Source organism: Flavobacterium aureirubrum (assembly GCF_038739835.1).
Classification (GTDB): domain Bacteria; phylum Bacteroidota; class Bacteroidia; order Flavobacteriales; family Flavobacteriaceae; genus Flavobacterium; species Flavobacterium aureirubrum.
In genome coordinates this window covers 26,738-40,028 of the sequence record NZ_JBCGDO010000018.1, presented here as the reverse complement: position 1 = coordinate 40,028, position 13,291 = coordinate 26,738, and the positions used below count along the sequence as shown (strand labels likewise).

The 13,291-nt window shown below is 32.0% G+C and carries 8 protein-coding genes; 4 read left to right on the top strand and 4 right to left on the bottom strand.

Features of this window, described 5'->3' with window-relative positions; translation table 11 throughout:
• The first annotated feature begins 163 nt into the window (after positions 1–163).
• The 4 genes from WFZ85_RS12580 to tnpA all read left to right on the top strand — a co-directional run bounded on the left by WFZ85_RS12580 (position 164) and on the right by tnpA (position 5,247).
• The gene (locus WFZ85_RS12580) at positions 164–2,197 is read left to right on the top strand and encodes a M1 family metallopeptidase (RefSeq protein ID WP_342696653.1); all 2,034 of its coding nucleotides are present in this window, start codon (positions 164–166) and stop codon (positions 2,195–2,197) included.
• Positions 2,197–3,102, top strand: a complete 906-nt coding sequence (locus WFZ85_RS12575; protein WP_342696652.1) for a patatin-like phospholipase family protein — start codon at positions 2,197–2,199, stop codon at positions 3,100–3,102. The genes WFZ85_RS12580 and WFZ85_RS12575 overlap by 1 nt, the downstream gene beginning before the upstream one ends.
• A 42-nt stretch (positions 3,103–3,144) precedes the next feature.
• Positions 3,145–4,680 (top strand): YifB family Mg chelatase-like AAA ATPase, encoded by a 1,536-nt coding sequence (locus WFZ85_RS12570; RefSeq protein ID WP_342696651.1) that lies wholly within the window; start codon positions 3,145–3,147, stop codon positions 4,678–4,680.
• Positions 4,681–4,797: 117 nt separating this feature from the next.
• Positions 4,798–5,247, top strand: coding sequence for an IS200/IS605 family transposase (gene tnpA, locus WFZ85_RS12565; protein WP_288132893.1), 450 nt, complete (start codon positions 4,798–4,800; stop codon positions 5,245–5,247).
• 247 nt (positions 5,248–5,494) lie between these two features.
• On the opposite strand, the gene WFZ85_RS12560 is transcribed toward tnpA, so the two are convergent.
• The 4 genes from WFZ85_RS12560 to WFZ85_RS12545 all read right to left on the bottom strand — a co-directional run bounded on the left by WFZ85_RS12560 (position 5,495) and on the right by WFZ85_RS12545 (position 13,274).
• Complete coding sequence (locus tag WFZ85_RS12560; protein ID WP_342696650.1) at positions 5,495–6,850, bottom strand: hydroxymethylglutaryl-CoA synthase family protein; 1,356 nt, start codon at positions 6,848–6,850, stop codon at positions 5,495–5,497.
• Positions 6,851–7,007: 157 nt separating this feature from the next.
• Entirely contained in the window at positions 7,008–7,865 is an 858-nt protein-coding gene (gene ypfJ / locus WFZ85_RS12555) for a KPN_02809 family neutral zinc metallopeptidase (RefSeq protein WP_342696649.1), read from the bottom strand.
• 2 nt (positions 7,866–7,867) lie between these two features.
• Positions 7,868–11,272: a PAS domain S-box protein gene (locus tag WFZ85_RS12550; protein ID WP_342696648.1), complete on the bottom strand. Its 3,405-nt coding sequence runs from the start codon at positions 11,270–11,272 to the stop codon at positions 7,868–7,870.
• Between the two features lie 670 nt (positions 11,273–11,942).
• Complete coding sequence (locus WFZ85_RS12545; RefSeq protein ID WP_342696647.1) at positions 11,943–13,274, bottom strand: aldehyde dehydrogenase; 1,332 nt, start codon at positions 13,272–13,274, stop codon at positions 11,943–11,945.
• Between the last annotated feature and the right edge of the window lie 17 nt (positions 13,275–13,291).

Here is a 13,291-nt window from a genome sequence, read left to right as displayed (position 1 = left end):
TTCGGTGTAGCGAAGATAGGTTTTTAATCTAAATTTATAAAAACTCTGTGTATCTTTGTTCATCTCTGTGTAACTCCGTGAAATAATTATGCGCTATTTAATTTTTTTATTAGTTTTTTCTTTCTCATTTTCACAGCAAACACAACAAGTTGATTTTAAAACTGTGAAAGGAAAAATTTCAATTGATGTCAATCAAAAGAAAGTTTTTGGAACTGTCAATTATGTTTTTGAAGTAAAAGCAAATATCGATACGATTAAAATTGATGCACAGAAAATGACTTTTTCGGATGTTAAAATCAATAAAAAATCAGTTAAATTTTCCAATTCAGGAAAGACATTAAACTTGTTTGAAGGTTTTAAAAAAGGAAAAAACACAGTCACTTTTTATTACGAAGCTTTTCCAAAACAAACGATGTATTTTAATGGAAATTTTGATTGTGATGATGATTCTTGTTATAACAATAGTCAAATATGGACGCAAGGTCAAGGCAAATATACAAGCCATTGGTTTCCGAGTTTTGATGATGTAAATGAAAAAGTGATTTTTAATATGAAAATTTCATTTTTTAGTAATTATAATGTAATCTCGAATGGTTTTTTGAAGAAGGTTGTTCCTCATAAAGTTACGAACGGTGCATATAAAGTTTGGTATTATGAAATGAAAAAGCCAATGAGTTCCTATCTTTTGGCATTAGTTATTGGCGATTTTTATAATAAAATTATCGCTTCCAAGTCGGGAATTCCGTTGCAGTTTTTTATTCAACCGAAAGACACATTAAAATTTGAACCAACGTATCGTCATTCGAAACAAATATTCGATTATTTGGAGAAAGAAATTGGTTTTGACTATCCGTGGAAATTATACAAACAAGTTCCGGTGGAAGATTTTCTTTATGCCGGAATGGAAAATACAACTTGTACTGTTTTCGCGCAAGATTTTGTAGTTGACGAAATCGGTTTTAACGATAGAAATTACATTAACGTCAATGCGCACGAATTAGCCCATCAATGGTTTGGTAATTTAGTTACAGCAAAATCTGGAAAACACCATTGGTTACAAGAAGGTTTTGCAACGTATTATGCGTTATTGGCTGAAAAAGAAATTTTTGGCGACGATTATTTCAATCATCAATTGTATCGAAATTCTTTGCAATTGCGAAATGCCGCCAAAACCGATACTATTCCAGTGATGAATGAAAAAGCGAGTTCATTGTCATTCTATCAAAAAGGTGCTTGGGCTTTGCATTATATGAGAGAAAAAATAGGAGCGAAGTTGTTTCAAAAAGCGGTTCAGAATTATTTGAAAAAATACCAATTCAAAAACGTTGAAACCAGCAATTTTTTAGCAGAAGTTAAAAATTTGGTACCTAATTTTGATACCGTTGCTTTTCAGAAAATATGGCTTGAGGATTATCATTTCCCAAATGAAATTGCCACTGAAATCTTGCGAAAAAGTTCGTTTATGAAAACATTTTTTGACCTACAACAACTGCGAAAAAAATCTTTTGTAGAAAATAAAAACAAGTTTTCAGAATTACTTCAATCAGATTTGTTTTACCCAATTAAGACTGAAATCATTTACCAAATTAAAGATGTTAAATTTGCAGATAAAAAGGAACTTTTAGAATTAGCGTTGCAAACCAATGATGTAAAAGTGCGTCAATCAGTTGCTGAATTTATGGATGAAATTCCGTTAGAATTCAAGTCAAAATATGAAACGTTGCTTGATGATAATTCTTATGATACTAAAGAAATAGCGTTGATAAAATTATGTAATTCATTCCCTGAAAGTCAAGCGATTTATCTAGAAAAAGCTAAAAATTGGTATGGAAATAATGATTTAGGTTTGCGCGTCACTTTTTTACTTTTAACTCAAATATCATCGGTTTTTGATGAAAATCAGAAACAAGAATATTTAAATGAATTAGTCGATTATACTTCTTCAAAAAATGAAAGTTCAGTGAGACAAAATGCTTTCAGTGCTGTTTTTCAAGCCAAACAACCTATTGATAATGAAGTTTTAAAAAACCTTGTCAATGCCACTTCACATCATAAATGGCAAATGACCAAATTTGCTCGTGACTCAATAAGAAATTTGTTAAAATCACCTGAATATCGCGCAAAGTTTGAAAGTTTATTATTAAATTTAAAAAATGAAGAAAAATCGCAGTTGAGCAAACTTTTAAATGAAAAGTAATGAGAGCTTTAGTAATTTCTGGTGGCGGAAGTAAAGGCGCATTTGCTGGTGGTGTTGCTCAATATTTGATGCAAGAAAACGGCTGTAAATATGACATTCTCATCGGAAGTTCAACAGGAAGTTTGCTAATTCCGCATTTGGCTTTGGGCGAAGTCAACAAGATTTACACTATTTATTCTAATGTGAATATGCGAAGTATTTTCGATATTAGTCCCTTTGTTGTAAAAAATAAAAATACACCAAACGAAACCGTTTCTATTAATCACCTTAACGTTTTTAAACAGTTTTTGAAAGGAAAACGAACTTTTGGCGAAAGCCATAAATTATTAGAATACATCAAAGAAAATTTTACTGTCGCTGAATTTGTACTGTTAAAATCAACGGCTTGCGAGGTTGTGGTAACCGTTACTAATCTCACAAAAAACGAAGTGGAATACAAGTCGATAAAAGATTTTGATTATGATGATTTCTGTGAATGGATTTGGATTTCTTGCAACTACATTCCGTTTATGAGTTTAGCAACTAAAAATGGTTTTGAATATGGCGATGGCGGATTTTCGAGTTTAGTCCCAATTCGTGAAGCGATTAATCGTGGCGCAACCGAAGTTGATGTGGTTATTCTTGAAACCGAAGTACAGATTCAACCGAGAAAAATTGGCAAAAATCCTTTTTCGCTCATGATTGATTTATTCCAAACATTACTCACTCAAGTTGAAAAACATAACATCACTATTGGGAAATTAGCGGCTAAAAACAAAAATGTAAAACTCAATTTATATTACACACCAACGCAACTAACGGACAATGCTTTGATTTTTAATCATGAAAGAATGAAAGATTGGTGGCACAAAGGTTATGAATATGCTCAAAACAAAAGTGAATTAATGAGCGATAATTTGCAGTAATTGTAAAACTTTTATTAGTTTTAGCTTTCAAAAATAAAAGCCATGTTAATAAAAGTTTTCGGAAGTGCTGTTTTTGGTGTTGAAGCAACAACAATAACCGTTGAAGTAAATATAGATAAAGGTGTTGGTTATCATTTAGTTGGATTGCCTGATAATGCTATTAAAGAAAGTAGTTACCGAATTGCAGCTGCGTTAAAAAACAACGGTTATTCTCTTCCTGTAAAAAAAATTACCATAAACATGGCGCCAGCCGATTTAAGAAAAGAAGGTTCTGCTTATGATTTAACGCTTGCCGTTGGTATTCTTGCGGCTTCTGGACAAATCAAAGCGGATGAAGTTGCCAACTATTTAATCATGGGCGAATTATCGCTTGATGGTGGATTGCAACCCATAAAAGGCGCTTTGTCAATTGCAATTAAAGCCAAAGAAGAAGGTTTTAAAGGTTTTTTTCTACCAATTCAGAATGTAAAAGAAGCGGCAATTGTTACTGGATTAGATGTTTATGGTGTTGAAAATGTAACCCAAGTGATTGATTTTTTTGATGGAAAAGGAACCATTGAACCTACGGTAATAAATACACGAGATGAATTTTATAAAACTTTAGATTTTCCTGAATTTGATTTTTCTGATGTCAAAGGGCAAGAAAGTATTAAACGATGTATGGAAATTGCCGCAGCTGGCGGACATAATATTATTTTGATTGGTCCACCAGGCTCAGGAAAAACAATGCTAGCCAAACGATTACCAAGTATTTTACCACCAATGACGTTGCGAGAAGCACTCGAAACTACAAAAATTCACAGTGTAGCGGGGAAAATTAAAGATGCTGGTTTAATGAATCAACGACCTTTTCGTTCACCACATCACACAGCAAGTTCCGTTTCATTAGTTGGCGGCGGAAGTTATCCACAACCCGGAGAAATTTCGTTGGCACATAATGGTGTTTTATTTTTAGACGAGTTACCTGAATTCAAGCGTGAAGTTCTTGAAGTCATGCGTCAACCATTGGAAGATAGAGAAGTTACGATTTCTAGAGCCAAATTTACGATTACTTATCCGTCGTCATTTATGCTAGTCGCCAGTATGAATCCAAGTCCTGGTGGCTATTTTAACGATTTAGATGCGCCAGTAAGTTCGTCGCCAGCCGAAATGCAACGTTATTTAAGTAAAATTTCGGGACCATTATTGGACAGAATTGACATTCATATTGAAGTCACGCCAGTTCCATTTGAAAAATTAACAGAAACTCGACCAGCAGAAAGTAGCGTTTCGATTAGAGAACGAGTTACAAAAGCGAGAGAAATTCAATCCATTCGATTTGAAAATTTTGAAGGGATTCATTACAATGCACAAATGGGAACAAAGCAAATTCGAGAATTTTGTGTGCTAGATGAAACTTCGTTACAGTTATTGAAAACCGCTATGGAACGATTAAATCTTTCTGCTCGCGCTTATGATAGAATTTTAAAAGTTTCGAGAACTATTGCTGATTTAGAACAATCAGAAACTGTAAATTCTAATCATATTGCCGAAGCAATTCAGTATAGAAGTTTGGATAGAGATGGTTGGTTGGGTTGATTTTATCGAATTGGCTCCAGCTTTTGAATTGGCTCCAGTTTTTGAATTGGCTCCAGCTTTAGCTGGAGCATAAAAAATATAAACCCCATTTGGCTTTAGCCAAAAACCTAAAATCCCATGCCATATCTAAAAATTTACATTCATTTTGTTTGGAGTACCAAAAATCGAGAACCATTTTTGAATACAATAGACTCACGAAAAAAAGTTTGGCAACATATTAAAGAAAATGCTAAATCGAAAGGAATTTATATTGATTTTATTAATGGATACGAAGATCATTGTCATTGTCTTATTTCACTGGGAGTTAATCAAAGTGTTGATAAAATCATGCAATTGATTAAAGGAGAGTCTTCTTTTTGGATAAATAAGAATAAAGAATTATTTCCTAATTTGAATGGCAGAAAATTTGAATGGCAAGATGAATATTTTGCACTTTCTGTTTCTGAGTCAGTTTTGAATAGAGTTCGGAATTATATTAAAAATCAAGAAGAACATCATAAAAAGAAAACTTTTCAAAATGAATATGATGAGATTATTCAAAAATATAATATTCAAATTTTGAAATGAGTTTTGGCTAAAGCCACTTGATTTTGATTTGTTTTCCTCCAGCTAAAGCTGGAGGCAATTCATGCTAAAGCTGGAGGCAATTCATGCTAAAGCTGGAGGCAATTCATGCTAAAGCTGGAGGCAATTCATGCTAAAGCTGGAGGCAATTCATGCTAAAGCTGAAGGCAATTCATGCTAAAGCTGGAGGCAATTCATGCTAAAGCTGGAGGCAATTCATACTAAAGCTGGAGGCGATTCAAATTGATTACTACAATTGAAAACTGTAATATCTCGCACCAATCAAAACTGGATTTTCCTTTTCAATTTTATCCAAATAGAACTCATTTTTTGGAGCAATAACTGATTGTTTCAATTCTTTTTTATGCAAATTTTCATAAGTTGAGAAATCAATGGCTATAGCTTGTTCTAATGTTTCAAATAATTGATTTTTTTTAATTACAGATTTCCAATTTTCTTCTACAACTGCTTCAAAAACTTTTGACTTTGAACCACTTCCGTAAGCAATGAAACCAAATTTTTTATTTTCTAAATTTGAATTTTCTTTTAAATGGTAACACAAAGTCGATAGTAATCCCAAGAAAATCGAACCAGTATAAATGTTACCAATTTGTCCCGAAGCAATTTCAGAAGGCAAAATATAATGTTTCACTAAATCTAGATATTCTGAACTTTTAGCTAATACTTTTAGTTTTTCTTTCGAATTTTCACCAATTTGACTTTCCAATAATTCTGGATTTTCTTTTGCAAAAATCTCTATAAAAGTGCGTCGTCCCTGAAAACAATAGGGAAGATGCATTAGTATTGCTGACCAAGTTTCATATACTTTTCCTATTTGTTTGCTTTCTATTTTAAAATGTTCGTATGCTTCTGTAATTCTATTGATATAGCACTGATTAGAATACTGTCCGTCAAAAACAGGTTGTTCTTTGTAGATATTGATTTCATTTTCTAAAATGCCATTCCATTCAGGATTGTTTTCTGATTGAAGGATTTCTTCTTTAGAAAAATTCCTTCTAGGTTTGAAAAAATCGAAAACACCTTCGGTTGCTACGCCAACTTCATTGGAAAAACTTAAAACTTTGGGATCAGCTGTGATTAACATCGCAATTGATCCTGCACCTTGTGTGTATTCGCCTGAAGAATTTAAGTCATATTTGGCATTATCTGAGGCAATGACAATCGCTTTTTTGGTTGGATTTAATCGAATGAAATCCAAACAATTTTGCAACGCATCAACCGCACCAATACAAGCAAATGTCAAATCGACCACATCACAGTTTTTAAAACTTCTTGTGCCAAATATTTGTTCCAAGTTGGATAAAACATAGGAACCAACTGGTTTGGAACTATCAACACCGCTCTCGGTTCCAATGTAAATTCGATTGATTTCAGATGGATTTAGATTTTCTTGTTGAATTAGTTTCAAAGCTGCATTTGATGCCATTGTCACTACATCTTGATGCAAATCGAGAAAACTCATTTTGTGCAAACCTAAACCCTTAATGAGTTTGTCAGCTTCAATGTTTCTGTTTTCAGCTAATGTATTTATGGGTAAATATATTTTTGGTATGTCAAAGGCAATACTATCAATTCCTACTTTCATTTTCACTATTTTAGAAATACAAAATTAAAAAAGGCAATCTCAATTCTACTTGAAATTACCTTTAAAATAGTGATAGTAAACACTTTTTATGATATCATCAAAAAAATACTTTTATAATTTGAATATTGTTAGTTTTTAATAGGATATATGTGTAAATCTAATTTAATAATGCTGAAAAGGTGTCACCTTGTTTAATGTCTCCTGTTTTATAACCTTTCATGAACCATTCCATTCGTTGTTCAGATGAACCATGAGTAAACGATTCTTGGTTTACATGACCTTGCATTTTAGTTTGAATAGCATCATCTCCAACGGCATTGGCAGCACTCAGCGCTTCTTCAATATCACCTTCTTCTAAAAGATTTTTATTATAATGTGCCCAAACTCCAGCATAAAAATCGGCTTGTAATTCCAAGCATACTGATAACTTATTGGCTTCTGCTTCAAGTTTTTGTGCTTGAAGTTTGCGCACTTTTCCTGATGTTCCAAGAATAGTTTGTAAATGATGTCCAACTTCGTGGGCTATTACATAAGCAATGGCAAAATCGCCACCTTTGGCACCAAAACGAGTTTTTAATTCTTCAAAAAAGCGTAAGTCCATATATACTTTTTTGTCAGCTGGACAATAAAACGGACCAGATGCTGATGTAGCACTGCCACAAGCCGTATTGACACCATCGTCAAAAAGCACCATGCCAGGTTCTTCGTATTGCATATTGTTTTCATTAAATAACTTTGTCCATGTTTCATTATTATAGACAAAGCAAGCTTCAGAAAAGTCACCCAATTCTTTTTCTTCGGCTGTAAGTTCGCGAGTTTTTGTAGGTTCGGTTTGTTGCTGGTTGCCTTGAGTTTGTTCTAGTATATTGCCAATAGTTTGTCCAGTTTCGCCGCCAAACATGTTTAACAATAAAATTATAATTCCAATAGCTCCGCCACCAAGTAATGCTTTGCCTCCGCCAGACATTCCTCTTCTGTCTTCAAAATTGCCGCTTTCTTTTCTATCCCATTTCATGATTATTCGTTTATTGGAATTAAATATTTTTTTATAGTTTCTTTTAATAATTCTTTGTCAACAGGTTTTGGAATGTAATCATTCATGCCATATTCAATGCATTTTTCTTTTTCTCCAGCCACTATTCCGGCAGTTAACGCAATGATTGGAATATCTTTTGTATTGGGAAGATTTCTGATTTCTACTGTTGCGTCATAGCCGTTCATAACAGGCATTTGTATGTCCATGAGTATTAAATCTGGAAGAATTTTTTTTACTTTTTCGACTGCTTCTTTACCATTAACAAGTTCAACTATATCGGCATTTGGTAAAATTCTCTTCACTAAAGTTTTAGCAAGTAGCATATTTATTTGATTGTCTTCGACTAAGAAAATAGTTTTCATTTCCTTGGAGATGCTATTGTTTTCGTCAATATTTTGTTCAAAAGAGTTATTATTATCCAGAATCTCCGCTTTTTCATTAGAATATTTCACCTCAAGAATAAAACTAAATTCACTTCCTTCATTTATTTCACTTTCAAGTTCTAAGTGGCTCTTCATTAAAGCTAATAATTGGTTTGAAATTGTTAGTCCAAGACCTGTACCACCAAATTTCTTAGAGATGGAATTGTCTTCTTGCGAAAAGGCATCAAATATCTTTAATTGCTTGTCTTTTCTGATTCCAATGCCAGTATCTTTCACTGAAAACTTCAATTTTAATGTTTCTTGGTCTATCTTTTCTAATAAAGTGATAGCAAAGTCAATTTTTCCTTTTTCAGTAAATTTCACAGCATTACTTAGTAAGTTGATTAAAACTTGTTTAAGGCGTACATAATCTACCCAAATATATTTTGGTACATTTTTACCTACAATTGCGTTGATTTGCAATCCTTTACTACTAGCTTCAAATTGAATTAAATCGATAACTTGACTTGATAATTCGCAGAGGCTATTTTTTTCAATATTCAACTCTACTTTACCTGACTCAATTTTAGAAAAATCTAAAATATCATTAATGACATCCATCAGCGAATTTGCAGATTGATTGATAGTGGTCATGTATTTTTTTTGAAAGTCTTCGAGTTTGGTTGACATGAGTAGTTCCGTAAATCCAATAATTCCATTGAGAGGTGTTCGAATTTCGTGACTCATATTGGCTAAAAATTCTGATTTTGCTCTGTTGGCTGACTCGGCGTAGTTTTTCGCTTTAATGGCGTTTTCTGCTTCTATTCGTTGTGTGATGTCAATAAAGATACCTACTATGAATTCAATTTTATCGTTTTTAAAAATGGGTTCACCAAATTCTTCAACCCATACATAATGGCCGTCTTTGTGAGTAATTCTATAAATTAAGTGAATTTTTTGTTTGTTATTAAACAGTTCTACTGCTTTACTTTCTACAATCTTTAAGTCATCAGGATGTACTAAATTTTTGTAATAAATTTTGTTTTGTAAAAAATCATCTTTAGGGTAACCTGTTAGCTTCTCAATTTCGTCGTTTAAATATACTTTTGACCTTTTATCGTCATATTTTGATAAATGCACTGTTCCGGGAATGTTATTAGCAAGTAAGCTAAATTTTTCCTCACTTTCTCTAATAATATCTTCATTTATATTTCGTTCAAATGCCGATGATATATTGTTTGCCAATGATTGAAGGATTGTTATTTCATCGATAGACCATTCACGTTCATTTGTAGAGTCATCAAAAACGAGAAAGCCATGGACTTTGTTTTTCACAATTATTGGTAAAAACAGAACTGATTTGATGCCCAAAGACTCAAGAAATTTTCTGGACTCGGGATCTTTGATTTTTTTTACAGTTGACGCAAAGTAAAAATCTTCTAAAACTTTGTTTAAAATATAACTAACAAGTTGTATGCTTAAATTTTGTAGTGCTTCACTAGGTTGTATGAAACCATTTTCAATAGCAATCCAACGGTGTTTTTGATAGTAAGAATTGTTTGTATCGTTTTTGGCAAAAAAAGATATTTTATCAACTTTTAAAACATTACCAATTTCATTTAAAATCCCTTTTAAAATGTCGTCAGTATTTTTATGGACTAAAAATTTGTCGATATTTTTACTAATTACTGTTAAAATTTCGCTTTTGTATGATAACTTTTTATCAGACTCAAGTAACAATTGGGACTCTTTTGCAATTGCAATTAAATCGGCAATTGAGCGAGCAAAATTGATATCTTCGTTATCCCATTCGATGATTTTGTCTACTTTTTCAAAGCATAGAATACCGACGATTTCTCCGTTAATAATTATAGGTGTATCTAATAACGATTTGATATTATATTTAGGGAAATAATCTTCGCAAAGTTCTTTTGTGATGTTATTATTATAAACGTTTGAAGCTACTATTTGATTACCAGTTTCAATATTTTGGAAGTATATTGGATACTTCTCTTTTTCTAGAAAGAAGTTTTTTTCAAAGCGGTCCGAATTAAAGTAGTACATATTTTCACAACTCATTCCTTCTGGATGATAAGACCAATAGCCAATTCTATCAATGGCACAATTGGTTCCAGCTACTTTCAGAATATTTTTTAAAATTCCGGTAAAAGTATCGTTATTAGAATAGCTTTGAGAAGTGAGTTTCTTTAAGGTTTGATTGTGTATCCTTACCTTTTTACTTCTGCTATAATGTTCAAGTTCTAGTTTTTTAATTAAAGTGATATCTCTTGCTATGGCTGAAAAACCAATTACTTCATTGTTTTCATTTTTCTTTAAAGTAACTTTTTGTGATACCCAAACCATGTCACCATCTTTTCGGATTAGAGGAAACACCAGGTCAGCATATTCATTTTTATCTAAAGGGAATTCTTTGTAGAAGTCAACAACATATTCCAGATATTCTTTTCCAACAAAGCGGTAAAAAACTTTGTTGATGATTTCATCTTTTGGTAAATCGAGTGTTTTTTCAGCAAATTGATTAACATAAGTAATATTTCCTTTTAAGTCTATTTCATAAATTAAATCGGCCGCAGATTCAATTAAACTGCGGTATTGGTCTTTCACTTTTACTTGTTCGGTAACATCTTGACCAATTCCTATTAAAATATCATCTGAATATTTTTTGTCTTTCCACTGAATATATTTGTAGTCACCATTTTTACATTTCAATTTTCTGATATAAACCCTTTCGTCTACATAATCATCGTGATAGGCCTCACCAATAAATTCTTTATCTTGGGTTAATTTCCAATATTGATCTCCAAGTACTTCTTCTGATGTATAACCTAATATATTTTCTATTGATTTGCTACAAAAAGAGACTTGTCCTTTTCTGTTTGTTGTTAGGATAATAGATGCACCGTTATTAATTACAATATCAGAGAAGCTAAATTTATTGAAGTTTTCAATGTAAGTGAGGTAATTTCCGATATGAAAAATTATGATAGCTATAAAAATACTCAATATAACTATGAAATTATTTTTTTGAACTAAATTAAAAATGTAAGCAGAAATTAATAATGTAAAAACGAGTAAGGTAAAAAACCAGTAATGCTTTATTCTTTGTGAGACAAAATAAGAAATGAAAAAAAAGAGAATAAAAATGACATAGTTTGCAAACTCGTAGGGATTAAAGTACAGAGTGTAGCATATAAAAGCGTAATAAATCAAAAAGAATGAAGCAAAAAAGGCATATATATATTTAGATATAAATGCATTTTTTGTAGAAAAAAAGTAAATCACCAGAAGAAGACTGCTTATTGTATAATTAAATACACTGTAGTTAATTGCACGTATATCAAAAAGATAAAATATGGTTTCAATTAAAGGAATTGTAAATCCAAAAAATAAGATAAAAAGCTTATACCGCTCATCATTTGTTTTGAATTCGGAATACTTTGGACTTATAAGTAACTGTTTTTGAATTGTTCTATTAATGCCAAAGTAGAGCAGTATGAAGAAAATAACAATACAGCCAAGGGCAAAATAGTTATTAAAAGTAAACAATGAGTATAATTTATTCAATGACATGTAGGTTTTATGGTGAAATTATTGGATTAAAATCAGCTTTTTATACATGATTTACACAAATATATAAAGTCTATCCACATTTTTTAAATTCTCAATTAATATTTTAGGAAAACCATTGCAAGAACTTTTTCATACTACTAAGTTTGTCACCGTAGGGTGCATACTTTACAGGCAAGTCAAGCCAATTGGCTTTTTTAACGATTGATTTTTGATGTGAAAAAATATAAAAACTCAATTTACCGTGATAGGCACCAATTCCACTATGACCAACACCACCAAAAGGCAATCGTCTATTTATTATATGACTTACTGTATCATTGATGCAACCTCCACCAAAAGAGTATTTTTCAATGCAGGTTTTCACAAAAGCTTTATTTTCACTAAAAATATAAAGCGCCAAAGGTTTTTCATATTTATTCACAATATTGCTGATATCTTCTTCTGTTTTATAACTCAAAATAGGTAAAATGGGTCCAAAAATTTCATCGGTCATAACTTGACTATTCAGTCTTGGTTCATCTAAAAGAGTAGGTGAGAGATAACAGTCGCTGGCATTGGAAGTTCCTCCAACAATAATATTTTCATTCTCAAGTAAAGAAATTTGTCTTTTCCAGTTTTTTTCGTTCACGATACGCGCAAAATCAGGAGAAGCTTCGGGATTTTCTCCAAAAGCGTTCTTAATTTCCTCCTTTAGACAATCTATAAGTCTTGGTTTTATAGCTTGATGCACAATTAAATAATCAGGAGCAATACAGGTTTGCCCAGCGTTTAAGAATTTTCCCCACACAATTCTTTTAGCCACCAATTTTGGGTTAACAGTTTCATCAACAATACAAGGACTTTTTCCACCAAGTTCTAGCGTTACAGGCGTTAGATTTTTTGCAGCAGCTTGCGCTACAATTTTGCCAACAGCTACACTTCCTGTAAAGAAAATATAATCCCAACGTTGCGACAATAACTCTTGCGAAACTTCAACGCCGCCTTCAACACACGCCACATGATTTTTATCAAATGTTTCACTAATTATTTTTGAAATAATACGTGCAGTATTTGGAGTTAATTCTGAGGGTTTTAAAACTACTTGATTTCCGGCAGCAACGGCAGCAATGAGTGGACATAACGCCAAATGATAAGGGTAATTCCACGGTGCAATAATCAATACTTTTCCAAAAGGTTCTTTATAGATATAATCAGTAGAAGGAAAATTTAAAATAGAAGGCAAAACTAGAGCTGGTTTTGCCCATTTATGAATGTTTTTGATAGTATGTTTTAATTCTGATATGATATAGCTGGTTTCTGTAGCAACAGCCTCAAAAGCTGGTTTTTTGAAATCGTCATATAAGGCTTTAATGATTTCATCTTCATGATTTTGAACAGTATTTAAAAGTTTTATCAACGATTGCTTTCTGTAATTAATATCGGTTTTAAAATTCATAGTATTGGTATTCTCAT

Coding starts and splice junctions, on each gene's coding strand:
- WFZ85_RS12575 (WP_342696652.1), top strand. CDS start 2,197: ATGAGAGCTTTAGTAATTTCTGGTGGCGGAAGTAAAGGCGCATTTGCT.
- WFZ85_RS12570 (WP_342696651.1), top strand. CDS start 3,145: ATGTTAATAAAAGTTTTCGGAAGTGCTGTTTTTGGTGTTGAAGCAACA.
- tnpA (WP_288132893.1), top strand. CDS start 4,798: ATGCCATATCTAAAAATTTACATTCATTTTGTTTGGAGTACCAAAAAT.
- WFZ85_RS12560 (WP_342696650.1), bottom strand. CDS start 6,850: ATGAAAGTAGGAATTGATAGTATTGCCTTTGACATACCAAAAATATAT.
- ypfJ (WP_342696649.1), bottom strand. CDS start 7,865: ATGAAATGGGATAGAAAAGAAAGCGGCAATTTTGAAGACAGAAGAGGA.
- WFZ85_RS12545 (WP_342696647.1), bottom strand. CDS start 13,274: ATGAATTTTAAAACCGATATTAATTACAGAAAGCAATCGTTGATAAAA.